Annotated in this window: 23 protein-coding genes; 3 read left to right on the plus strand and 20 right to left on the minus strand. The window is 52.1% G+C overall.

All coding sequences use genetic code 11. From position 1 onward, the window contains the following. Nucleotides 1–96: 96 nt before the first annotated feature. From HMPREF3164_RS00050 to HMPREF3164_RS00125, 16 genes are all read right to left on the minus strand, one after another. Nucleotides 97–618: an ABC transporter ATPase gene (locus tag HMPREF3164_RS00050; protein WP_239652978.1), complete on the minus strand. Its 522-nt coding sequence runs from the start codon at nt 616–618 to the stop codon at nt 97–99. Nucleotides 619–769: 151 nt separating this feature from the next. Further along, nucleotides 770–2104, minus strand: coding sequence for an iron uptake transporter deferrochelatase/peroxidase subunit (gene efeB / locus HMPREF3164_RS00055; RefSeq protein ID WP_013398783.1), 1335 nt, complete (start codon nt 2102–2104; stop codon nt 770–772). A 207-nt stretch (nt 2105–2311) separates the two neighbouring features. Further along, nucleotides 2312–3652 carry an iron uptake system protein EfeO gene (gene efeO / locus HMPREF3164_RS00060; RefSeq protein ID WP_070448398.1) on the minus strand — a complete coding sequence of 447 codons (1341 nt, stop codon included), beginning with the start codon at nt 3650–3652 and terminating at the stop codon, nt 2312–2314. Nucleotides 3653–3695: 43 nt separating this feature from the next. Then, on the minus strand, nt 3696–4682 hold the full coding sequence (efeU, locus tag HMPREF3164_RS00065) for an iron uptake transporter permease EfeU (protein ID WP_004006292.1): 987 nt from the start codon (nt 4680–4682) through the stop codon (nt 3696–3698). 277 nt (nt 4683–4959) lie between these two features. Then, entirely contained in the window at nt 4960–5400 is a 441-nt protein-coding gene (locus HMPREF3164_RS00070; protein ID WP_070448399.1) for a (deoxy)nucleoside triphosphate pyrophosphohydrolase, read from the minus strand. A 66-nt stretch (nt 5401–5466) separates the two neighbouring features. Continuing rightward, the gene (locus HMPREF3164_RS00075) at nt 5467–6417 is read right to left on the minus strand and encodes a cation diffusion facilitator family transporter (protein WP_070448400.1); all 951 of its coding nucleotides are present in this window, start codon (nt 6415–6417) and stop codon (nt 5467–5469) included. Nucleotides 6418–6482: 65 nt separating this feature from the next. Further along, nucleotides 6483–7391 carry a TrmH family RNA methyltransferase gene (locus HMPREF3164_RS00080; protein ID WP_246822535.1) on the minus strand — a complete coding sequence of 303 codons (909 nt, stop codon included), beginning with the start codon at nt 7389–7391 and terminating at the stop codon, nt 6483–6485. Nucleotides 7392–7595: 204 nt separating this feature from the next. Further along, a complete protein-coding gene (rplT, locus tag HMPREF3164_RS00085) occupies nt 7596–7976 on the minus strand; it encodes a 50S ribosomal protein L20 (RefSeq protein WP_004006288.1) in 381 nt (126 codons plus the stop codon). Between the two features lie 113 nt (nt 7977–8089). Beyond that, entirely contained in the window at nt 8090–8284 is a 195-nt protein-coding gene (gene rpmI, locus HMPREF3164_RS00090) for a 50S ribosomal protein L35 (protein ID WP_004006287.1), read from the minus strand. 168 nt (nt 8285–8452) lie between these two features. Beyond that, nucleotides 8453–9154, minus strand: coding sequence for a translation initiation factor IF-3 (gene infC / locus HMPREF3164_RS00095; RefSeq protein WP_083297303.1), 702 nt, complete (start codon nt 9152–9154; stop codon nt 8453–8455). A 372-nt stretch (nt 9155–9526) separates the two neighbouring features. Then, nucleotides 9527–9955, minus strand: coding sequence for a DUF1844 domain-containing protein (locus HMPREF3164_RS00100; protein WP_070448402.1), 429 nt, complete (start codon nt 9953–9955; stop codon nt 9527–9529). Nucleotides 9956–10017: 62 nt separating this feature from the next. Continuing rightward, a complete protein-coding gene (locus HMPREF3164_RS00105; RefSeq protein WP_070448403.1) occupies nt 10018–10932 on the minus strand; it encodes an SseB family protein in 915 nt (304 codons plus the stop codon). Further along, nucleotides 10916–11668 (minus strand): HisA/HisF-related TIM barrel protein, encoded by a 753-nt coding sequence (locus HMPREF3164_RS00110; RefSeq protein WP_070448404.1) that lies wholly within the window; start codon nt 11666–11668, stop codon nt 10916–10918. The genes HMPREF3164_RS00105 and HMPREF3164_RS00110 overlap by 17 nt, the downstream gene beginning before the upstream one ends. Before the next feature lie 4 nt (nt 11669–11672). Next, the gene (locus HMPREF3164_RS00115) at nt 11673–11852 is read right to left on the minus strand and encodes a hypothetical protein (RefSeq protein ID WP_070448405.1); all 180 of its coding nucleotides are present in this window, start codon (nt 11850–11852) and stop codon (nt 11673–11675) included. 38 nt (nt 11853–11890) lie between these two features. Further along, nucleotides 11891–12553, minus strand: coding sequence for an imidazole glycerol phosphate synthase subunit HisH (locus HMPREF3164_RS00120; protein ID WP_070448406.1), 663 nt, complete (start codon nt 12551–12553; stop codon nt 11891–11893). Between the two features lie 296 nt (nt 12554–12849). Then, a complete protein-coding gene (locus tag HMPREF3164_RS00125; protein WP_070448407.1) occupies nt 12850–13482 on the minus strand; it encodes a LysM peptidoglycan-binding domain-containing protein in 633 nt (210 codons plus the stop codon). A gap of 459 nt (nt 13483–13941) precedes the next feature. Between HMPREF3164_RS00125 and lexA the strand changes: the two genes are divergently transcribed. Next, nucleotides 13942–14610 (plus strand): transcriptional repressor LexA, encoded by a 669-nt coding sequence (gene lexA, locus HMPREF3164_RS00130; RefSeq protein ID WP_048753103.1) that lies wholly within the window; start codon nt 13942–13944, stop codon nt 14608–14610. A 103-nt stretch (nt 14611–14713) separates the two neighbouring features. Continuing rightward, on the plus strand, nt 14714–15082 hold the full coding sequence (locus HMPREF3164_RS00135; protein ID WP_070448408.1) for a VOC family protein: 369 nt from the start codon (nt 14714–14716) through the stop codon (nt 15080–15082). A 162-nt stretch (nt 15083–15244) separates the two neighbouring features. On the opposite strand, the gene HMPREF3164_RS00140 is transcribed toward HMPREF3164_RS00135, so the two are convergent. Next, the gene (locus HMPREF3164_RS00140; protein WP_070448409.1) at nt 15245–17260 is read right to left on the minus strand and encodes an ATP-dependent DNA helicase; all 2016 of its coding nucleotides are present in this window, start codon (nt 17258–17260) and stop codon (nt 15245–15247) included. 18 nt (nt 17261–17278) lie between these two features. After that, on the minus strand, nt 17279–18928 hold the full coding sequence (hflX, locus tag HMPREF3164_RS00145) for a GTPase HflX (protein ID WP_070448410.1): 1650 nt from the start codon (nt 18926–18928) through the stop codon (nt 17279–17281). Nucleotides 18929–19045: 117 nt separating this feature from the next. On the opposite strand from hflX, the gene HMPREF3164_RS00150 reads away from it, so the two are divergent. Continuing rightward, the gene (locus HMPREF3164_RS00150; RefSeq protein ID WP_070448437.1) at nt 19046–19675 is read left to right on the plus strand and encodes a class I SAM-dependent methyltransferase; all 630 of its coding nucleotides are present in this window, start codon (nt 19046–19048) and stop codon (nt 19673–19675) included. A gap of 94 nt (nt 19676–19769) precedes the next feature. Here HMPREF3164_RS00150 and dapF read toward each other — a convergent pair whose 3' ends face one another. Next, complete coding sequence (gene dapF / locus HMPREF3164_RS00155; RefSeq protein WP_070448411.1) at nt 19770–20708, minus strand: diaminopimelate epimerase; 939 nt, start codon at nt 20706–20708, stop codon at nt 19770–19772. Between the two features lie 75 nt (nt 20709–20783). Beyond that, nucleotides 20784–21758, minus strand: a complete 975-nt coding sequence (gene miaA / locus HMPREF3164_RS00160) for a tRNA (adenosine(37)-N6)-dimethylallyltransferase MiaA (protein ID WP_070448412.1) — start codon at nt 21756–21758, stop codon at nt 20784–20786. Nucleotides 21759–21808 lie beyond the last annotated feature (50 nt).

A 21808-nucleotide genomic window follows, 5' to 3' on the forward strand; every position in this document is an offset into this window, starting at 1 on the left:
CCACAAAATCTCAGCGCAACCAGCGTTAAATTTAAATAGATCCTGGCCGCATCACCTCTGTGAATGCAGCCAGGAATTATGTCGTCATTTATGTATTTAGACGAGGAGCTCTTTAACAGCGGGGTCAAAAGCGGAACGAATCCATAGGACGTTCGTGATAAACCAGCCAGCATAGATGGGAACAAGACCGTAATGCTGGGAGTTAAGAATATTGCCGATCATCGACATAATAGCGATAAAAGCGCCCAAAATCGCAAATATCAGTCCAAAAGTAAGACCGATGCGTTTACCTTTCTGAATGGTGAAATAAACCCATAGATAAACGACCGCTGCCACGGCAAGAAGCACGAGACCGCCCCAAACCCCAAATTCCGGAAGGCCTTCAAGCGGTTTGAAGTTGTTTGGCGCAAAAGCTGAGATAACACCATGAAGAAAGCACAAAAGCGCCGATACAATCATGATTTCTTGAAGACGGAAAATTTTAGGGTGTTTCGATGGTGAATTAAATAGGCTGTCGTGTGATTCGCCGCCTTCTTGGATGTAAATCGCTTGAGTATCCGACGGGGCTGAATCACGTCTAAAAGTGTTCGGATCGTACTGAGGTGCTGGAGTAGTCATCATTGTCTCCCACGATGTATATGTGATTTCTAGCTCAATAGTACCCTGAGGGCTTACGGAAACAAATTAAATTTCCACAATATGACGCATAGCGGCTGGCCAACGTCCGCTATATGAACGTAGACCAGCCGCTAAAGGTTGAATACGAAGCTTAGTTAAAAAGTTTTGATGCTATAAAATCGTTCTCGTCTTTAACTCCTGCCGGAATAGCGAAGACCGCGCTCCCGGTATGCCGCAGATACTCACTCATAGCATCCGATGCCGTCATGGTACTGAGCAAAGGAATAAAATGCGTGCGAGGGTCACAGATAAAAGCGATAAAGAAGAGACCGGCATCCAGGTGCCCCAGCCCGTCAGAACCATCCGTGTAGTTATACCCACGACGAAGCATCTGCACCCCGTTGTTTTGGTCTGGGTGCATCAGGCGCATATGCGAATCATCGGGAATAATGGGACCGTATTTGCCCTTCATATTAAAATCCGGAGCGGTAAATTCTTCACCGCCTGACAGCGGCGCGCCTGTTACTTTGGTGCGCCCCACGATTTCTTCTTGTTCCCGTAGCCGGGAGCGGTCCCATGTCTCGATAATCATGCGGATGCGGCGTGCCGCAAGGTAGGTGCCGCCGTCCATCCAATCGGGGTGCCCCTCCGAATTAGATTTTGAAGCCCAGACATGCTTTTCCAACAACTCTGGATTCTGAACCTTAATATTGTTGGTACCGTCTTTGAACCCGAAGAGGTTGCGCGGGGTATCCTGCGTACTTGACGTGGATGCGGTACGCCCAAATCCGAGCTGGCTCCACGCTACAACGGCACGACCCGCAGCAATACGCACTAGGTTTCGGATAGCGTGAAAAGCCACCTGGGGATCATCAGCACAGGCTTGAATACACAGATCGCCGCCGCTTCGTTCGGGTTCTATGACATCCCCCGCCATCTTGGGAATGTCTACCAAGGCGGGCGGAAGTTTATCTTTAAACCCGTACGTATCTTTGCCTTCTGAATCCACGAAAAACGATCGCCCCAAGCCAAAGGTGATAGTTAGATGCCCAGCAGAAAGATCCATAGCTTCGCCTGTATCTTTTGGAGGTGCTTCATAGGAGGAGTCCTCCCCCACGATTTCTCCCGCCATGAGTTTACGCGATGCTTCTGACCATTCTTTAAAAAGCTTCTTAATCTCATCCTTCGATGTGGTTTTAAGAGTGAGAGCCGCAAAATACATGCGGTCTTGGGCATCTGTCGAGATACCACTTTGATGCTCACCAAAGAAAGAATATGAGTCTTTAACAGCAGACTTACCCGAGGCCTCAGCATTTTTTTGGTCTTCTGCGGAACATCCAGCAAGAGCGCCTACAGTTGCCACAGAGGCAGCCGCTATACCTGCGCCCGTCATCAGAGTCCGTCGACTGGTACCACGAGATACGTCTGACTGGTCAGCAGTGTGGGATTGCTGAACCTGTGTCGTGGGTGTCTTTTCTTCACGCATGAGATATTCTCCCTAAATATTTTGGAGATTATGTGACAACTGTGTGTCAGTTGAATATTTGAGAACCGACCGCCCGCAAGCGTCCCTGTATCCGCGATTATCTCGCGAATGTAGAAACGCTCACGGACGGCTCAGCGTCTAGGCAACATCTCCCAACGCCATCAATCCCCTGTGTGATCAGGATCTGTACGTTGAAATGCTGATACGTTACTTAGCTGTTGCCGATGAGGTACCTGCCGCTGGCTCAGAAGCATCCTGCGAAGCTCCAGCGGACGACTCAGATGACGCAGCCGGCTTCGACGAAGAAGTATCACCGCTCTTGCCCTCAGCGGACTCACCGCCTGCCACGGTCTCAGTCATCTGCGAGACAGGCTCTGCGAGCGCAGTCACGGCATCGGAGAGCTCACGGACTTCTTCTTTGCTCAGCTCGTTATAGGGTTTGAAACCGTCGTCCTGCTTGTACTTATCCAGGATCTTCTGCACGGCGTCGAATTTCTCTTGCAGAGTCTTGGCAAGTTCAGGGTTCTTCTTCTGCAGAATCGGCAGAAGGTTTTCGTAGTCCACCTTCGCACCGTCTACGTTACCCTGGAAATCGGAGAGGTCAGTGTGTGACCAGTTCTCTTCCTCACCGGTCAGTTTGGTGTTGACAACCTCATCCAAGAGCTCTTTCGCACCATTAGAGATCTGGAATGCATCAAGCTTAAACTTATCCGAATGCACGTAATCGTACAGCTCTTGGGTATCCTTCACGAGCGTTTCGCTGACTTGTTTACGTTCTTCAGTGGTGAGCGGCTTGTATTCTTTTCCGTCGTTGGCATCTGCCTTAGGCTGCCACAGGTCTTTCTCGATCTTGTGCCAACCGGTCCACTCCTGAATCTTACCTTCTTCGAGATCGGTTTCACGCGCATCCAGCTTGAGGTCTAGGGTCTCACCGTAGCTTTCCGCAATGGGCTCGATGCGCTCGTAATGTATACGGGCCGCCGCGTACTTAGCTTTTGCCTCCTCGTTCTTGCCCTCTTGGTAGAGCTTGGCGAACTCGTCAGTATCGGTTTTAAGCGCCTCGACCTGGTCTTTCACGTATGAAGAGTATTGCGTAACTGCGGTATCGCGCATAGCCTGCTCATCAGCAGAGATGGGCTGAGCGCTCTCGTTCTTGACAACTTTAAGATCACCCTTGATACCGTCGCCAACCATACCGGGCTTGCAGGCTGTCTTATACGAGCCTTCAGGAAGTTCAACAGTGAGATCACGAGAAAGGTTGGGACCAATGTTTTCGACCTCAGAAATAATGCGCAGTCCGTCGGAGCCTAGGACGTAGAACTCGGTCACTTTCGAGCCTTCGTTCTTTACCTTGAAGGTAACCTTACCAGCTTTAACTTCGGTGGCAGAAAGCTTGCACTCGGTATCGGTTGAAGTAACCGAGATGGAACCGTCAGCGGTTCCGCCAGAACCACCTGAGGCGTTATTCGCGCTATTGGGCGTGCACCCGGTCAGCGCAATAGCGCCGACTGACAGCAGGGCACCTGCGGAGTATAGGGACTTTCGCATTGTGTTTTCCTTTGTTCGGGGACAGAGAAATATGAAAAATCAGTTATCCGGCATCGGAAGTAGGGGTCTTAATACCTGCAGAGTTGGAGGAAGAAGCAGTTTCACCAGTGATTTTATTAGCCACCTTCGATACGTGCACCATGCCAGATGCTTGAGACGCATCAGCAGCTTTACGCGAAGGGGTATGACCTCGCTTTTGTTTCCAGAAGAAGAGGGGCATAACGATACCCACGTACAGCACCCACGCTATAGCTTCGACCCACGTGGTAGTGGTCGAAAGGTTAAAGACTGCTTTCAGGATCGTGGCAAGGAAGCCGCCCGGTTCGATAAAGTCTTGAGAAGCAAACGCGATATTATTCAGTCCCGGCAGTATTCGTGCTTCCTGTAGATCGTGAATACCATAGGAGAGTACACCAGCGGCAATAATAATGAGGAAGGCGCCGGTCCAGGTGAAGAACTTCGCAAGGTTGATCTTCATAACACCGCGCATCATAGCCCACGCAATGAGTACTGCCGTCAAAATACCGACAATGGCACCAATGACAGGAAGTACCGTGCCTATCTCAGTGCCTTGAGTAGCGGCGCGAGTGGCAGACCAGATAAAGAGCGTGGTTTCAAGACCTTCACGCCCTACTGAGAGAGTCGCGAGAACTATCACGGCCCATGAGCTAGTTTGAACCGCATCAAGTTTTCCGTGAAGTTCCGCAGAGAGGGCGCGAGCGTTTTCCGCCATCCAGAACACCATCCAGGTGACAAATCCAACCGCAATAATCGAGAGGGAACCGCCGATGGCTTCTTGGGCTTCAAAGGTCAGCGTTTCAGGCCCAAAAGTCAGAATTGCTCCGAAGATGAGCGAAACAGCGATGGCGGCTGCAACGCCAATCCAAATAGGTGGGAGAAGGTGATTACGCTTGGTCTTGTGCACATAGGCAATAAGAATACCCACGACAAGCGCGGCTTCTAGCCCTTCCCGTAAACCGATGAGGAAGTTACCAATGAATATTCCCCATGATTGTGCATCAAGACCCATAATTCGTCACCACGTTAGATTAGACAAAATTTCTTTTCTTTAATTTAACTCTAAAGGTTCCCTGGGTTACACACCCCATCAGGATCGTGTGAGACTTAGCACATCATAAGTGTAGTGTTGGGATAGGCATAGTTTACCTACAGAATGTCTGCATAATAACAAGGAACCCAACGCTTGTTCAGAAAGAAATATCCGTTAACCTTTCATTTTTTACAGAAATAACGGATACTTATGCCTTTACGCTCTGGAAATGCCTCACAAGACGCACCGTTATATTTCAGCTCTGATGGAGTATGCTCAGCAACTCCCGCACTATAGGCAAGTCGGCGGGAATCCAGGGTAAATCAAGAATATCTTGACCGCTCTGCTTCTTCACTGAAACCCATCGAAGTTCACGATGATCTTGGAGTGGTAAAGGCTCACCCCTGCTAATCTCGGCAAGGAACACCCGCATAGCAGCCTTCTCGTTTAAGACCCAGCCTTGCGGATGATCTCCCTGTACCTCAGAACCAATATGTACACTCACACCAAGTTCTTCTATCAGTTCACGTTCCAGCGCCTGCTCGCAAGATTCCCCCGGCTCAACCTTGCCACCCGGAAACTCCCATAAACCCGCAAGGGATTCGGGTGCAGACCGCTGCGCAACAAGCATCCAAGAGGGTGATTCAAGGCTGTCTACAATAGCAGCACCCACCACTTGAACGGAATATTCCGACATCTGTTCCTTTCGAGAATAAGCATTCCAGCAGACCAAGAAGATCTATAAGTCCGGGCTTTCTACCGGCTAATGGGATACGCTCGTGGAGTCCTGCGCTTTGGGACGGTAAACATCCGGCTCCAGATATATAACGCGTGCCGCCGGTACCGCCTCACGAATACGTTCTTCAGTTTTGTCGATCTCATTCGCAACGGTAATTCCCGTATCAGCATCATGAATGCGGATCTTAGCCGCAACTAAAATCTCTTCAGGTCCCAGATGCACAGTCTTAATATGAATAACACGACCTTGATCCCCGTTTTCGATTGCAGCACGAATTTTCGCGAGATCCTCCGGGGAAGCAGCCTCCCCCAGAATCAAAGACTTCATCTCAGAAGCAAGGAATATAGCAATAAAAACCAGAAGTATACCGATAGCCAAAGTTCCGGCGGCATCCCACAGACCGTTGCCAGTCAGCAAAGTCATCGACACACCGAAAAGAGCCAAGACCAAGCCAAAAAGTGCGCCCGCATCCTCCAGCAGAAGTACCGGAAGCTCCGGATTCTTTGAGGTACGCAAGAAACGAAGCCAGCTCTGCTGTCCTTTCATCTCGCGTGATTCTTTAATAGCAACACGGAATGAGTTACCTTCCAGGAGAATAGAACCTACAAGCACCGCAACCGGTACCCACTGCCATTCCGTAATTCCGTGCGGGTCATGCCATTTCTCGTACCCCTCGTAGAGCGCGAAGAGGCCACCAAGCGCGAAGATAATAATAGATACGATGAAGGCATAGATATAGCGGTTACGCCCGTAACCAAAAGGGTGCTCTTCGTCTGCTTCTTTTTGCGCTACTTTGCCGCCTACCAGCAGAAGTAATTGGTTACCCGAGTCTGCCACCGAGTGAATAGCCTCGGCCAACATTGAGGATGAACGGGTCAGAAGGTAGGCAATAAACTTAAGAACCGCGATGCCTAGGTTTGCGCCTAAAGCCGCAAAAATTGCGCCTGATCCGGTGTGATCAGAATGAGCGGACATTCTTTCTCCAATACATGTCTGTGTTTCAAAAGTTCTTATTTTATATGAGCCGCCGAGTCAGGAAGCTACTGAGTCTGGTGTTGTGCCATTGCCGAAGCATAGAGGCATATCGCTGCAGCAGTACCTACATTCAACGATTCGGCCGCGCCATACACTGGAACTGCAATGCGCATCGTAGCCGCAGATTTCTCCTCAGCACTAAGCCCTTGAGCTTCATTTCCAAAAAGCCACATAGTAGGACGAGAAAGGTCAAACGCACCTTTTACCCCCGCCGGAGCTTCACCGTCAAGACCAGCGCGAAGAACTGCCGCGTGGTCAATAAGGTCTTGAAGATTTACAGTACCGTACCCATCGGCGGCAAGCACAACGGTTCCCTGAGATTTTACATCCTCGGCAAATTCTTCCAGCTCAACACCTTGAATAATGGGAACGTGAAAGAGAGAACCTGCCGTTGAACGTACTGTCTTGGGGTTATAAAGATCAACCGACCCCTTCGTGGTGATAACGAGATCGGCCCCTGCCGCATCCGCCACACGCAGAATAGTACCAGCATTCCCAGGGTCCTGAATCCTGGATAGTACAGCGATAAGTTTAGGGTTGAGAGCGTTTTCACCCCATAAGACAGAGAACGAAGTATCCACCATGAACGAAATGGCAATAATACCTTGCGGGGTTACGGAATCCGCCATAGCCGCCAAGACTTCATCGGTCACGACACGCATAAAGACACGGCGGCCTTCCTCAGGTGTAGGGGTACCGTGCGCTTGTTCCAGAAGTTCAGCAATATCGGGGTGACGCTCATAAGCATTTTCCGTAACATACACGGCGTCTAACAACGGCGATTGCAGATGAGCTTTCAGCGCCTCACGCACGGCTTGGGGTCCTTCGACCATGAACTGTTTTTTCTTGATACGACCACGACGAGTGCTCAGCTTGGCGATGTCACGTACACGATCAGCATACGGATTCGACATCACGGTTGGGGAACTTATGCGTTCTAGAAAATTCACCCTTTAAGGGTACAGGCAAAAGGTAACCGATGCGCTCCCCCGCGCACACTGAAGTGGGGCTGCGTTTTACAGGATTTCTATGTAAGTAAAAAACGGTCGCCGTCATGAGACACGGCGACCGTTTACGCTTTAATACCCGCACTGCTGCAGGTATTACCTGGCTCTCAGTTACGCTTTAGGAGCCGAGGTATCCTCAGGTAGGTTTTTCTTAGCGATCTCAACCAGAGCATTGAAAGCTGCTGGCTCGTTCACAGCGAGCTCAGCCAGCATACGGCGATCAACCTCAACACCGGCAGCCTTAAGGCCCTGAATGAAACGGTTGTAGGTCAATCCCTGCGCACGGGATGCAGCGTTAATACGCTGAATCCAGAGGCGACGGAAATCGCCCTTCTTCTTACGACGGTGGTCGTAACTGTATACGAGCGAGTGGGTGACCTGTTCCTTAGCCTTACGGTACAGGCGCGAACGCTGACCGCGGTAACCGGATGCACGATCGAGAATAGTACGGCGCTTCTTGTGCGCGTTAACCGCGCGCTTCACACGTGCCACGTGTGTCTCCTTCGTCTTATGTCCTGAACGGCCATCATGTTATACCGTGCAGGAGCGAGTCTTGGTCTGTGATGCGGGTTTTCCCGCTTCTCTAGGCGAATTGTAAGCGTAGCTTACTTACCCAGCATCTTCTTAACAACCTTTGCCTGGCCACCAGTAACAATCTGGTCGGATGCCAGACGACGGGTCAGACGAGAGGACTTGTGCTCCAGGTAGTGGCGGCGGTTCGCCTGCTGGCGCTTAACCTTGCCGCTACCGGTGAGCTTGAAGCGCTTCTTAGCACCAGAGTGGGTCTTCTGCTTCGGCATAGCTGCCGTTCTCCTTACATTCATCCCCGCGCGAGCGGAGTAGCTTGAGGGGGAAGAGTGCCCTCCCCCAAGGACGAATTACGATCGGGGATTACCCCGCCGCACCGAACCCAAAGTTCAAGGACGCCACCTCAACGAGGGGCGCCCCCAAGCTGTGTTTCGGCTCTATTACTCGGCTGAAGCCTGAGCTTTCAACTCGGCAGGCATAGCATCTGCCAATGAGTTACTAACGGGCTTCGCCGTAGTCGTGTCGAGACGCTCGCGACCCTTGCGGTTGCTTGAGTTCTGTCCACGGCGCACTTCTGCTTTACCGCGAAGCGGTGCCAGAACCATCACCATGTTGCGTCCATCCTGACGAGGACGAGACTCAATAGTACTCACCTCAACCAGTTCTTCTGCCAAACGCTCAAGCAGACGCACACCCATCTCGGGGCGCTGCTGTTCACGACCTCGGAACTGAATCATGGCCTTGACTTTATCCCCACCGGTCAAGAAACGACGAGCGTGCCCAACCTTGGTTTCATAGTCATGGGTATCAATCTTCAGCCGGAAACGGATTTCCTTCAGAACGGCGTTAACCTGTTTCTTGCGGGATTCACGAGCCTTGACCGCAGCTTCGTACTTGTACTTACCGTAGTCCATGAGCTTACAAACGGGCGGTTTCGCGTTCGGGGCAACCTCGACAAGGTCGAGTTCGGCATCCTCAGCAAGACGCAAGGCATCTTTAAGAGGAACAACGCCTACCTGCTCGCCACCGGGGCCAACAAGTCGGACCTCCGGAACGCGGATACGATCGTTTATGCGTGGTTCGCTAATGAGTAGCTCCTGTGCTCTGTGGGTTTCCCCGTGAATATTATCCGTGGCGAGCACTAAAAAAGCCCTCGCCGTTTACAAGCGAAGGCACACATCGAATACCGAAAATTCGGTTATCTAACCCGTCTGCCTCATACCATATGTGGGCGGATGCGGGTGGGAGTATACTCCACTTGCAAACAATACACTAGTCTACCGGGTTTATAGCTAATTCACAAGAAAATGCCAAGAAGGATAACCTTCTTCGTTATATTCCCGTTTTATCCCTGTGAAGCCGGTCAGTCAGCCCAGTAAACCTGCCGTGAGGGGCAGCTACGACTATGCGCATTACGCTACCCCGCACAAGGCAAAATCTTATCTGAAAACCTGTGTGGTGAACATATGAAGATTTACATTCATGGATCGTTCAAGGTACTTCAGCACGCAGAATTAGTACACAGGACCGGTAAATTTCTCGCCAGGCCCCTGCCCCGGCTCATCTGGGATTGACGATGCTTCCCGAAACGCCAGCTGTAACGTCCGCAGCCCATCACGCAGCGGGGCGGCATGCTGCGAACCAATTTCTGGAGCCGCCGCCGCCACAAACCCCGCCAATGCAGTAATAAGTTTGCGTGCCTCATCCAAGTCCTGTAACTCCGCAGCATTATCTTCGGCAGCCAGACCGCATTTGACGGCTGCAGCGCTCATGAGATGGACAGCCGCAGCACCGATAATCTCAACGGCTGGCACATCGGCAATATCCCGCATCTGTTCACTAACGGCATGCATTTGTTCATCAGTTAGCTCTGTACCGCCGTGTACAGGTACAGATTCATTTGATGATGCGCCAAATTGAAAACTATTCGTTATATTACTCATGGTTCTAGAATCTCACACTCTCTAAAGTTCACCAAGACATCATCAACTGAGCCTACACAAATCTATGAAGCAGAAAGAAGCTTAATCTGCACAGAATCAACCACCTGTGACATAAGGTCGCTGCTCGCCAGACTCCGCTGAAAATCCTGAATTACCATATTGAGCTGTTCGCGGGTAAGTCCGGGAAGAACAGCAAGTTTAATCGCAAGTTCAGGACCGGCACCTCCGCCCCTTAGGATCTTCCCCGTGCCTGTGCGTGCCTGTACGCCATCACCAGTATCACACTGAATATCTACCAGAGCGGGTTGTGTAGAGATAAGGCGCTTTAGTTCATTTAGTACCTCGTCGTTGAGATACGAAGGGATCCACTGTTTCCCCTGCGCCAAAGACCAAACAGCGGGGCGACGTACCACAAAGGTGAGGTTCTGACCAGGATTCACAACGATGAGTTGGTTATCATCTTCCACAGCACTCAATGCCGTTTTACGCATAGAGGCTGCAACCGGGCGAGCCTGCGGGTGCCACTGCATCAAAGCATCAACACTCGTAAAAACAGGAAGAGCTTTTCGACCATCTGGAGCCTGCAGGCTGACTAATGCCATGTCAGCTTCTTTATCAGACACCAGACCATCATGGGTTATATGAGCTTGTGAAAGCTGAGCAACAATCGGAGCAAATATTCGCACTTCACTCAACGCTTCAACAACTGCTACCTCATCAACTTCATCAGCTTCAAAAGAGGTCAGAACCCGGGCTAAACCTGGGTTCGTCAAGCCATCGTCTCCATAGTATTGATGGGTTTGTGACGTTCCCTCTCCTAGGTTCCTCCCTTTCCAGGGCTGTCCGCCAGTATCAGTTTGCCTCCCAGCGCTGCGCAATTGAGCCGCAATATGCTCTGGCAACGCGCGCCGTGCAGCTGCACGCTTTTGGGGTTCAGACAGATTCCGTTGTTCTTGTGGGTTATGAGGCATCATCATTAGCCGCCTTAAGAGCTTCCTCAAAAGTAAAATTGCCGACGTACAGCGCCTTCCCTAGGACAAGACCTTCCAAGCCCTGATTCGTCAGCGCACGAAGAGTACGAATATCTTCCAGAGAAGCAACACCTCCCGAAGCCACAACGGGATGCTCAGTGAGACTGAGAACTTCACGAAGCAGCTGTAGCCCAGGCCCTGAGAGAGCACCATCTCGGCTTACATCTGTCACAATATACCGGCATGCTCCCGCAGTTTGCAGCCATCGCACTGTGTTATGCACGGAATCGCCACACCATGCGGTCCCACGTGCTACAACGGTTCCATTGCGAGCGTCCAAACCCAGAGCTATCCGCTCACCATAGTGCCCTAGTGTTTTCTCTAACCATGCCGGATGCTGCAGCGCCGCCGACGTCACATTGATGCGATCGGGTTCAAGACTCAAGGCGAATTCCAAAGAACGTTCATCTTTAACACCGCCACTGACCTGTATTTTGATAGGATTCTGAGCTGTCGCACGAACTCGATCAATAACCTCTCGAAGGATGCAGGTGTTGTTACCACGACCAAACGCCATATCCAGATCAACAAGGTGAATCCATCGTGCCCCCGCGCGGCACCACGATAGAGCCGTTTCCACTGGATCTGCACCCTCACTCTGTTGGGAGAGGCGACCGCCTACGGGACGCACTGCACGCCCCTGAGCAATATCGACTGCGGGAAGAAGTTCTAGAGTACCCATATTCTTATCCCTGTGACCCGTATACGAAAGTTACATATGCCCCGTACCCAAAGAGGACTAAAGCAATAATCCACAGCACAATCTGCGCGCCAAGAGATATGCCCTGTTTACGGAAAGATATACCCCCACCGGCAAAGAATGCCCCAACAGTCATAAGAATAAGTCCGGAGTATAGAGGTGACATGTGATGCTCCTTCGCAGTTTTTCGTAAAATTTATGATGCTACAAACGGTTCATGACGGGAAGATGCGCAACCCAGCGGCGAAGAAATTCTTCACCTGCAGCACCCGAAGCTACCGGACAAAATTGAATTGCTGTGAGAGGACCGTTCTCGACAGCTGCAATATAACGCGGATCTGCATCAGTCCAACTGACAGCAGGCGGCTCCATATAGTCTATACTCTGGTCAAAATCCCAGGTAAACACGCCATCCTCTGCCTTGAAATTCAAGGGTTCAGGAAGATCCTGTAAAAATTTACTGGACGCAGCAGCCTCAACCCTATAGTGTCCTCGATGAGCCCCAGCGGTGGCCAGATCTTGTGCAGCACCCGGCCACTCTCCTAGTGCAGAAATATCAAGGTCTCCAAGCTCTGGGTTCACGGTTCGGATAATTTCAAACAGCATCCCAAAACCAGCCCCGGCAACGAGGACAGGACGGCCGCCTGCAACGCGCCTGCCAAGCACCCGATCACCGTGGAGTTTCCGCACAGCCTCGTATGTTTCGAGAGATTTCTTATGGCCAGCAATCACCATACCATCAGCGTCTCGTAGAGAATTGAGATCTGTGGTAACGAACGCTTGGGCACCGACGCGCTCGCACGCTTGCTGGAGCTCGCTATATGTGCCAAATTCGCCAAGTATAGCTACGGTGGGACGTGTGGGCATAGAGACTCCTTAGTTCCGCTCCCACCGGATTCCAGACGAGCAACCGGGCGAGCATACAAATGTCATGTATTCTAGGGTACAAACTCCAAGGTTTCTGCCCCTAATCTCACGCTATCATCGCATACCGCATGTTACGTCGCCTGTATTGAGCACCATATGTCCATAAAAGGGCCCTACGCGATATAGGTCCCTTTCAAAGCCACCAGTCGCAAATTAGTCATGAGAACAAAGAATGCGGAATAGTTATAATAAGCGCACATCCAGTCACGTTTTCTAGATAGCAACTATGACTGCTATCACACATTTGGGACTTCTAGACGCTGCCCGACTTTGACAGTTGAACCCTGCAGATCATTAAGTTTACTGATCTGCACCATGGTGTCGCGTGGATCAGTCTTCGGGTCTACCTCTTGTGCAATATCCCAGAGCGTATCTCCAGATTGAACGGTCACGTACCGGGTTCCTGCGCCTTGAGAATTATTTCCAGCGTTTGCTGTATGCGGCGATATAAGAATGAGCGCCCCAAGAACGACAAGGGCCGCCAGCGTTATCAGCGGAATGCCAAAAACCCAATTTTTCAGAGCCCTAGAGCAATGCATAGCACGTGTGAAAAATGAGGGATTGCGCATATTAACCACCGGCACACCTTTAAGTTTTTCTGGAACCCGCCGCTGTCCGCTTGATGTTTTACCGTTTACGCTCTGCTGAGTCTGAGAGGAAGATGTGACGTTCACTTTCTGTGGTGTAGCTGAGAATGAAGTCTCGTATACAGCACGTGATTGGGAAGAAGTCAGCCGAGGATGCGACATACGGGAACGGCGTGATGAAGCATAGTGTGAACGTGTTTGATAAGAGTCCTGTCGAACACGAGCTGGGTGAATAACGGTTAACCCCGCCGGAATTCGGGAGGAAGAAGTAGCCGCTGCCATAGTATTTTCCTTTCCGCTGGTGTGTGACCAGTTCATATCCTCGCCGTTACACACCATTCTCAGCGCTCATAATGCGGTTGGCATGAGTTCATATTCTTGCAGAAAGCACATATTTTGCTTTCGGATTCTCTCAAGATGCTCTAGAAATACCGAAGTACTTCGAAGACCGATAATCCCTGCATAGCAAGAGCTTGAACTAGAACACCCCACCGAAAAACCTCAACTTTTATCGAATATGTCTTCCGTAGACACCAACTATATCGAATCTAGTTTCGATAGTCTAGTAGAAAGTTACTAAATATTTCTTCGATTATATTCGAGGATCATAGAATATTTGTTTGAAGTTTTCCCTCTGATGCTTTAGACTGAGAACGAGACGGTTCATCGTTATGCCTACCTGGATCCAGTCAATGTTCTAGGAACCATAGCGTGCGCAAATAGTTAGAAAGAAGGCTCCGCATGACACCCGAAGCTCAGCGCCCTCCGCTGACTCCACGTCAGCAGAAAATTTTGGATGCGATTCGTACAGAAATCGAGCAGAAGGGATACCCCCCTTCGATGCGTCAGATTGGCGATATCGTTGGATTGGCTTCACTTTCTTCGGTGACTCATCAGCTCGGTCGTCTTGAGAAGATGGGATATATTCGCCGCGATCCAAAACTACCGCGTGCCATCGAGATTCTTGACGATATAGAGTCTGAGGGCGCTTCAGCCCATTTTCCGGAGCTGCCTACATTTGAGGTGAGCGATGAGGATATGGTTCCCGTGCCCCTCGTAGGTCGCATTGCTGCTGGTGGTCCTATTACGGCTGAGCAATCCGTTGAGGATGTTCTCTCTCTCCCCCGCCAGCTCGTGGGCAGTGGGAAGCTTTTCATGCTTCGCGTCAAAGGGGATTCGATGATTGACGCCGCCATATGCGACGGTGACTGGGTTGTTGTACGTGAACAACACACCGCCGATAATGGAGACATTGTTGCGGCTCTTCTTGACGACGAAGCGACCGTCAAAGTATTCCGCCAAGTAGATGGTCATACCTGGCTACTCCCCCGAAATTCCCAATATGAGCCCATACTCGGCGACCGCGCCACGGTGATGGGTAAAGTAGTTTCTGTTCTGCGAAGCATCTAACGGGGACCTTCTGACCTGCGCGCGTTTTTCTCAAAAGACACAACGCTAGAGGTTCCGTTCCTGCGTATTCAGCCGTCCCATGTCCAGAAGGAATAACAGCACAATGATTGACCGTGAGATCGTTTTTGTTGTCTATGTATCGGATATCGAGGCCTCAGCGTCCTTCTATACGAGCCTTCTAAATCTTGAAGTCAGTTTTACCTCACCACGCTATGTCACCATGGATTTAGCACCGGGAGTCTCGCTAGCGTTGTGGACCGGAGCAAGCAATGCTCTTCATGAAACTTCAATACGTACCTCTGAGGTATGTATAAATCTCAAGGGTTCCGATGCAGAAATCCTCACGCAGTACCAAGCCTGGGTGGAACAAGGGGTTGTCATATTGGAAGAGCCCCATCGTGACGTATTTGGGATGACTTTCGTAGCAAGTGATCTAGATGGGAACCGTATCCGAGTTGCCCCGATAGACTAACTAGTTACTATAGGCAGCCATAAGCGCACAATGCACCAGGTAGGGTACCGTCGAACGGTACCCTACCTTTCTCACATTACATCTATGGACGCTTCGCTACGTTTATGTCTCGGCACCAGTACCGGAATACAACGTGCATTAAGCCCGCGTATCTTATTGCTTTTAGTCAATACTCTGATAGAGCCGTTCTAAAGCACCCAAAACAACATTCTTATCCTGGGTGGTCCAAAGGTTAGGCATCGCCCGCATCAGGTACCCACCGTATCGCTGAGTCGCCAGCCTAGAGTCAAGGATTGCTACTACCCCGCGATCGTGCACGGAACGTATCAATCGCCCTGCCCCCTGAGACATGCGGATTGCCGCATGATATGCCGAAACAGCCATAAACCCATTCCCGCCTTTTTCTGCCACGGCACGGGTACGCGCTTGAGCGAGCGGATCGTCTGGGCGCGGGAACGGTATACGGTCCATCAGTACCAGACGACAGGAGTCTCCGGGAACATCCACTCCCTGCCAAAGGCTCATGGTGCCGAAAAGACAAGCATTTATATCTTCAGTAAACTCCTCGACAAGAGCCCGCAATGAGGACTCTCCCTGCAAGAGAATATTCAAATCCGTGTGCTGACGTACATATTCAGCCGCCTGCTCGGCACCTCGCTTCGACGAGAATAACCCCAGAACCCCACCACCAGAAGCTTCACATAATTCGCGTAATCGTTCGAGCTGCTGAGGATTCACGCCAAAGCTCGGTTTGGGCAAGTCGGAAGCCACGTACAGAATTCCCTGCCGTGGATAATCAAAAGGAGAGCCCACATCAAGACCTTCCCAGCGCGGAGCCTGCGGCCCAGCCAGTCCCAGGGAGCCGGCTACTGCATCGAAGGATTCCCCCACAGTAAGCGTTGCGCTCGTAAGAATAACGGTACGATCCTCAAAAAGCCCCTCACGTAAACGGCTTCCGATATTCAAAGGAGCAATGTGGAGTGTGGCGGGATCCTGATCGGAAGCTGCGGTATATCGTCCGTTTTCCCAACCGCCCTGGCGTGATAACCACAGCACTTCGCGATGTTCGGTAGACTCCAGCATGCGCGTTGCGGCATCGTGTACCTCAGAGACACGTGAACGAGCCATCTGAAGCCCGGCATCCGCCTCTTTATTGTCGCTCTTAGAGTCGGAAAGCGCCGCCCGTGCGGCATCGGCTACAGCCGCGAGTGCGTTCAGAAGTCGCCCTTCGAGCCTTTCTATCAAGCCCTCAGAAACACCTTCACATGCGGTTTCTAAAGAACCGGCGGCTTGTTCGAGCGCGCTGGAGTCTGCTTTGGAGCTCTTGCGGATATCGCGAGCGGCACGCCTGATTAAGGAAGCAGAAAGGGAATCCGTCACCGCACCGGTCACGCGGTCTGCAAGCTCATGCGCCTCGTCAATAATAGCGATATCGTGTTCGGGAAGTACACCTAAACCTTCAAAAGCGTTGATGGCAAGCAGCGCATGATTAGTAATCACGAGATCGGCTTCATATGCTTCTTGGCGCGCCCGCTCACTAAAGCACTCCTCAACGAGGGGGCAGCGTTTTCCCAAACACTCTGAGGCGCTCACAGATACCTGCGCCCAGGCACGATCCGATACACCGGGTTTAAGTTCGTCGCGGTCACCGGTTTCGGTTTTTTCCGCCCATGACCTGAGCCGCAGCACCTCTTCACCGATGCGAGACGTACTATGCTGAGGCATGTCGAAGAGGGTATCGGGTTCCTCTTCGGGGTATCCGCCGTCGAGTTTGTGCAGGCATAGATAGTTGTTCCTGCCCTTGAGGATTGCGACCTGATTTTCAGATTCGGGCTCAGAAGAGAGTGCCTCCATAAGTTTTGGAAGGTCTCGTTTTACGATCTGCGCCTGGAGGGCCAGGGTTGCGGTCGCCACAACAATGGGTTTTGTGCTTACACCCGCATGATGCAGGGCTGGCACCAAATACCCGAGGGATTTACCGGTTCCGGTGCCTGCCTGCACGAGGAGATGCCGCTCAAGGTCGAAAGCCTGCGCAACATGGGCTGCCATTCTACGTTGTCCGAAGCGTTTTTGCCCGCCCGTTTTTTCAATCACATGATCGAGCAAATCTAACACGGGTTTTGCACCGGGCAGAGTTTCAAGCTCCATCCCGGTGGGCGCAGTAATATTATCGGTCATGGGGTGCTCACGCTCTCATCACGCGAGTTCACAGACGTTTTCGGGTTCAGAGGCAGAGTCTTGAAGCTCCAATTCAAGCACTTCAAGGAGCTCGCCGTCGATCACATAGTCAGAGAGTTCTGCGGCAACATCCTCACGCACCAAAGCGGTGACAAAGGTTCCATCTGAGACAAACGCAGTACTTTTAATCTCAGCGTCCCAAGCATGAAGACGGGAAATAACTTCACCGTGGTTATAGGGGATCAGTAATTTAACTTCAAGCGATGGCCGCGGAATTGTATCCGCAATCTTCTGCTTGAGTTCGTCAATGCCCTCCCCTGTGCGCGCCGAGACGATGACGTGGTTCGGTTCGCGCTGTCGCATGCGTTCGAGGATAAAGGGATCAGCCGCATCCGCTTTATTGAGCACAATAATCTCGGGTATACGGCGAGCATCTAAATCTGCGATAACCTCACGCACGGCGCGAATCTGCCCCTCAGGGTCTGGGTGAGATGCGTCTACCACATGCAGAATCACGTCTGCATCGGCTACCTCTTCGAGTGTGGAACGGAATGCTTCCACGAGCTGGGTGGGCAACGAACGCACGAATCCTACAGTGTCCGAAAGCGTATAGCCGATGCCGTCCGGAGTCTGTGCTTTACGCACGGTCGGATCCAGGGTTGCGAAGAGAGCGTTTTCCACCAGAACACCGGCATCGGTCAGACGATTCAGCAACGACGACTTACCTGCGTTCGTATACCCCGCGATAGCGACCGAGGGTACCCTGTTGCGTTTACGGCTTAGGCGTTTTGTCTCACGTGCGGGCGCCATAGCGGCTATTTCGCGCTTGAGCTTTGCCATGCGGGCACGTAGACGGCGGCGATCCATCTCGATTTTGGTTTCACCAGGTCCGCGTGAACCAATGCCTTCACCGGATGCTGCACGCCCGCCTGCCTGGCGTGACAGAGACGCGCCCCAGCCGCGCAGACGCGGGAGCATGTATTCGAGTTGGGCAAGTTCGACCTGTGCTTTGCCTTCACGAGACTTCGCGTGTTGAGCGAAGATGTCTAGAATCAGGGCGGTACGATCGATCACTTTGACTTTGACAATATCTTCGAGGGCTCGTCGTTGTGAGGGTGCTAATTCAGAATCGACGATCACGGTATCGGCACCGGTTGCCTCAACAATGTCTTTGAGTTCGAGGGCTTTTCCGGAGCCAAGAAAAGTTCCGGGGTCTGGTTTGAGGCGGCGCTGAACTAGCCCGTCCAGCACTTCAGATCCTGCAGTTTCGGCGAGTGCGGCGAGTTCTCGCAGGGAGTTCTCGGCATCTTCGACGGTTCCTTCGGTCCATAGCCCGGCGAGAACCACGCGTTCTAGGCGCAGCTGACGGTATTCGACTTCGGTCACATCATCGAGCTCGGTAGAAAGCCCGGCGACTCGGCGTAATGCGCGGCGTTCGGCGAGGTCTTCCTGCTCGCCGTCAAATTCTGAGTGTTCCCGCTGATTATCGGAAATTTCTCGGGCACGGGTATCGAGCACGCGGCGTTGTGCGGTGCTACCGGTGCTTTCGGGGTAGATAGTGGTCTGTGCCGCTGCGTCTGCATGACCCAGGACTCGTTCTACGGTTCGGCGTAGCTGCTCATCACTGGGCAACTTTTCGCTGGAAAAAGAGGTATCTGTTAATTTCATATGTTCCTCTATTTTAGCGGTCGCATGCCACAGTTGTCGCGGTTTTCGGTTATCTCTCGCTGTGGGCGCATCAGCGTAGCAGCGATGATGCGGAGCGCATCCGGGTACACTGGATTCATGAGCGAACAGCATTATTTTTCCTCGTCTCCCGAAGCCGAGTTCAAACCTCGAAGGGTTCAGGTTGAGTTGGCGGGTCGTCAGGTTTCCGTGACGACCGCGAACGGTATTTTTAGTCCTTCGGGAATAGACAAGGGAACTGCGGTTCTTTTCGCGCAGGTACCTGAGCCGCACGGAAAATATATGCTCGATATTGGATGCGGCTGGGGACCCATCACATTATCTTTAGCTATGCTTGCTCCGCAATCTGAGGTTTATGGGATTGACGTCAATTCCCGGTCGCTTTCGCTCACGGAACAGAATGCCCGCGCTTTGGGGCTGCATAACGTCTCGGTGAGCACCCCCGATGAGATAGATCCCACATTACGTTTCGATACTATCTGGTCCAATCCTCCGATTCGCGTAGGTAAAGAGGTTCTGCACAATATTCTGCTCACGTGGCTTCCGCGGCTAGCCCCCGGCGGTGCTGCCTATCTGGTGGTTCAAAAGAATTTGGGTTCTGATTCCCTGCAAAAATGGCTGGATGCACAGCTCACCGAACGTTTTGGATCCGAGTTTTCGGTATCTCGATATGCCATGTCGAAGGGTTTCCGTATCTTGGAGGTTGTACGTTCTTCCAAAGGTTCTTAAAGGCTTCAGGTGGATGCTTACGCGATAATGCCCGTCAGCTTCTCCGCCTCAGAAGAAGGCTGACGGGCATAAGTTCTCAAAACTCCTTCGTAGGTTAGTGGAGCTCAATCTTGGCAACCGTCTGAGCTGGCCCTGCTAGAACGACGTGTTCTAGGTCGTCGGGGCCTAGGACGAAGGTTACTGCGAGCGTGCCGCCGGGAACATGAACCAGCCATTCATCGGGCGCCTCTTCGCCGCCCCAAAAACGGGTTGCCGCAGCGGCCGCGCATGCGCCAGTCCCGCAGGATAGAGTCTCACCCACGCCGCGTTCGTATACGCGCATCCTGATGGCTCCAACGTTTTTATTCTCGTCGGATGTTTCTAGATCAACCGGAACCACAAACTCAACGTTAGTCCCTTTTTCGGGTGCTGGATTTACCTGTGGCTGGCTGTTCAGATCGAGTCCGTCCAACTTGCCTTCCTGACCCAGCATTACCACGGTGTGGGGGTTACCCATCGAAATCGACAGACCGGCTCGGGGAGTCATCAGCCCACGCGCCGAAACATGCGAATCTTCACCACTTTCGCGTGCTGTGTCTCCGTGGATAAAACTCCACGGACCCATATCAATAGCATATCCTTCTTCAGTGCGCGCCACGATTTTGACGCCGCCTCGCGTAGCAATCTTGACGGTCTCACCCACTTCAAGGTCAATCATTCCCTCAGTACGCAAGTAATCGACGAAGGCACGCACACCATTCCCGCACATTTCGGCGATCGAGCCATCACCATTGCGGTAATCCATAAACCAGATAGCGTCTGGATACTCTTCCAGCATATTCTGCCCGGTCCTGAAATTTTCGGTATACGCTGCACGGATAAAGCCGTCAGCACCGATTCCAAAATGACGATCGCAGACACGCGCGATGAGGTCAGCATCGAGCGGGATCTCAGAGGCTGGGTCGGTCAGAAATATAAAGTCATTACCCGTTCCATGCCCCTTTGTCAGAGTACGCCCGGCTAGTTCTCCCCACGTGGATACGCCATCGGTCATGCTTGTTCTCTACCCTTCGTTCTTCGTGACTAAATCTCTGTAAATTCTACCGGTTTACCGCAGAGGATGCGCTGCTTAAGCGGGTTTCGGTCCTTTACAGCCTTGGCTCGCCTGATGCACGACCTCATGCGCTTGGCTGAGCAGGTTCTTCGATTCGGCGTCAAACCAGTGTACGCGGTCGTCCCCGCGAAACCAGGTTATCTGACGACGCGCAAATTGTCGGGTTGCCGTCGCGGTGTCTTCGATCGCATCGTGCAGAGTATACGTCGCGCTCAACGCGGGGGCGGGGGCGGTATTCTGCGCATCCAAAACCTTCAAAAACTGGGCGTACCCGATGGCACGTGAGGCGGTCTTTCCCTCGCGTAGACCATGCTGTTCCAGCGTTCGTACTTCATCTAAAAGCCCTGATTCCGCCATGTTCACCACCCGCCGGTACAGGCGTTCGTGGAGGCGTTCACGATCCATATCAAGCCCAATCTGTATGGCGGGTGAGACATATTCGCGTACTGGCATAAAGGCAGAAAAGGGACGCCCCGTCACCTCAAAAACTTCGAGGGCACGGATAACGCGCCGTTCGTCGTGAACACGCGCCGCAGAGTCAGGATCGACCTGAGCCAGGCGTGTGCGCAAAACACCGATCCCCTGCTGGGCGGCTTCCTGCTCCAGCCGAGTCCGTACTGCCGAATCCGTGCCGGGAAATTCGAGTTTATCGAGAGCCGCCCGAACATAGAGGCCAGATCCGCCCACCAGAATAGGGTACTTACCGCGCGCTCTAATATCCGCAAAGAGCTGCCGGGCTTGATGCTGAAATTCTGCTACCGAGGCTTCCTGCGTGATATCCAAAATATCGAGCAGATGGTGAGGAACCCCCTGCATTTCCTCAGCGGTAATCTTAGCAGTTCCGATATTCATACCGCGATAGAACTGCATAGAATCCGCGTTCACACATTCACCGCCAAGATGCCGGGCAAGAGCAATTGCAAGCGCACTCTTACCGGTACCGGTGGCACCGACAATAGCGACAATAGGAGGCTCTAAGGGGTACGTCATGGGTCTATTGTACGGGTCTACATATAATATGAGACCGCGCGCACGCCCTA

The sequence above is a fragment of the Rothia sp. HMSC08A08 genome, from assembly GCF_001808385.1.
Classification (GTDB): Bacteria; Actinomycetota; Actinomycetes; order Actinomycetales; family Micrococcaceae; genus Rothia; species Rothia dentocariosa.

Excerpts from the sequence above, each read along its gene's own strand:
- efeB (WP_013398783.1), bottom strand. The coding sequence starts at position 2,104 with ATGCGTGAAGAAAAGACACCCACGACACAGGTTCAGCAATCCCACACT.
- HMPREF3164_RS00080 (WP_246822535.1), bottom strand. The coding sequence starts at position 7,391 with ATGTCGAATCCGTATGCTGATCGTGTACGTGACATCGCCAAGCTGAGC.
- HMPREF3164_RS00110 (WP_070448404.1), bottom strand. The coding sequence starts at position 11,668 with ATGGGTACTCTAGAACTTCTTCCCGCAGTCGATATTGCTCAGGGGCGT.
- HMPREF3164_RS00135 (WP_070448408.1), top strand. The coding sequence starts at position 14,714 with ATGATTGACCGTGAGATCGTTTTTGTTGTCTATGTATCGGATATCGAG.
- HMPREF3164_RS00150 (WP_070448437.1), top strand. The coding sequence starts at position 19,046 with ATGAGCGAACAGCATTATTTTTCCTCGTCTCCCGAAGCCGAGTTCAAA.
- miaA (WP_070448412.1), bottom strand. The coding sequence starts at position 21,758 with ATGACGTACCCCTTAGAGCCTCCTATTGTCGCTATTGTCGGTGCCACC.
- HMPREF3164_RS00120 (WP_070448406.1), bottom strand. The coding sequence starts at position 12,553 with ATGCCCACACGTCCCACCGTAGCTATACTTGGCGAATTTGGCACATAT.
- HMPREF3164_RS00140 (WP_070448409.1), bottom strand. The coding sequence starts at position 17,260 with ATGACCGATAATATTACTGCGCCCACCGGGATGGAGCTTGAAACTCTG.
- lexA (WP_048753103.1), top strand. The coding sequence starts at position 13,942 with ATGACACCCGAAGCTCAGCGCCCTCCGCTGACTCCACGTCAGCAGAAA.
- rpmI (WP_004006287.1), bottom strand. The coding sequence starts at position 8,284 with ATGCCGAAGCAGAAGACCCACTCTGGTGCTAAGAAGCGCTTCAAGCTC.
- HMPREF3164_RS00115 (WP_070448405.1), bottom strand. The coding sequence starts at position 11,852 with ATGTCACCTCTATACTCCGGACTTATTCTTATGACTGTTGGGGCATTC.
- efeU (WP_004006292.1), bottom strand. The coding sequence starts at position 4,682 with ATGGGTCTTGATGCACAATCATGGGGAATATTCATTGGTAACTTCCTC.
- HMPREF3164_RS00105 (WP_070448403.1), bottom strand. The coding sequence starts at position 10,932 with ATGATGATGCCTCATAACCCACAAGAACAACGGAATCTGTCTGAACCC.
- HMPREF3164_RS00100 (WP_070448402.1), bottom strand. The coding sequence starts at position 9,955 with ATGAGTAATATAACGAATAGTTTTCAATTTGGCGCATCATCAAATGAA.
- dapF (WP_070448411.1), bottom strand. The coding sequence starts at position 20,708 with ATGACCGATGGCGTATCCACGTGGGGAGAACTAGCCGGGCGTACTCTG.
- HMPREF3164_RS00050 (WP_239652978.1), bottom strand. The coding sequence starts at position 618 with ATGACTACTCCAGCACCTCAGTACGATCCGAACACTTTTAGACGTGAT.
- hflX (WP_070448410.1), bottom strand. The coding sequence starts at position 18,928 with ATGAAATTAACAGATACCTCTTTTTCCAGCGAAAAGTTGCCCAGTGAT.
- HMPREF3164_RS00070 (WP_070448399.1), bottom strand. The coding sequence starts at position 5,400 with ATGTCGGAATATTCCGTTCAAGTGGTGGGTGCTGCTATTGTAGACAGC.
- efeO (WP_070448398.1), bottom strand. The coding sequence starts at position 3,652 with ATGCGAAAGTCCCTATACTCCGCAGGTGCCCTGCTGTCAGTCGGCGCT.
- HMPREF3164_RS00125 (WP_070448407.1), bottom strand. The coding sequence starts at position 13,482 with ATGGCAGCGGCTACTTCTTCCTCCCGAATTCCGGCGGGGTTAACCGTT.
- HMPREF3164_RS00075 (WP_070448400.1), bottom strand. The coding sequence starts at position 6,417 with ATGTCCGCTCATTCTGATCACACCGGATCAGGCGCAATTTTTGCGGCT.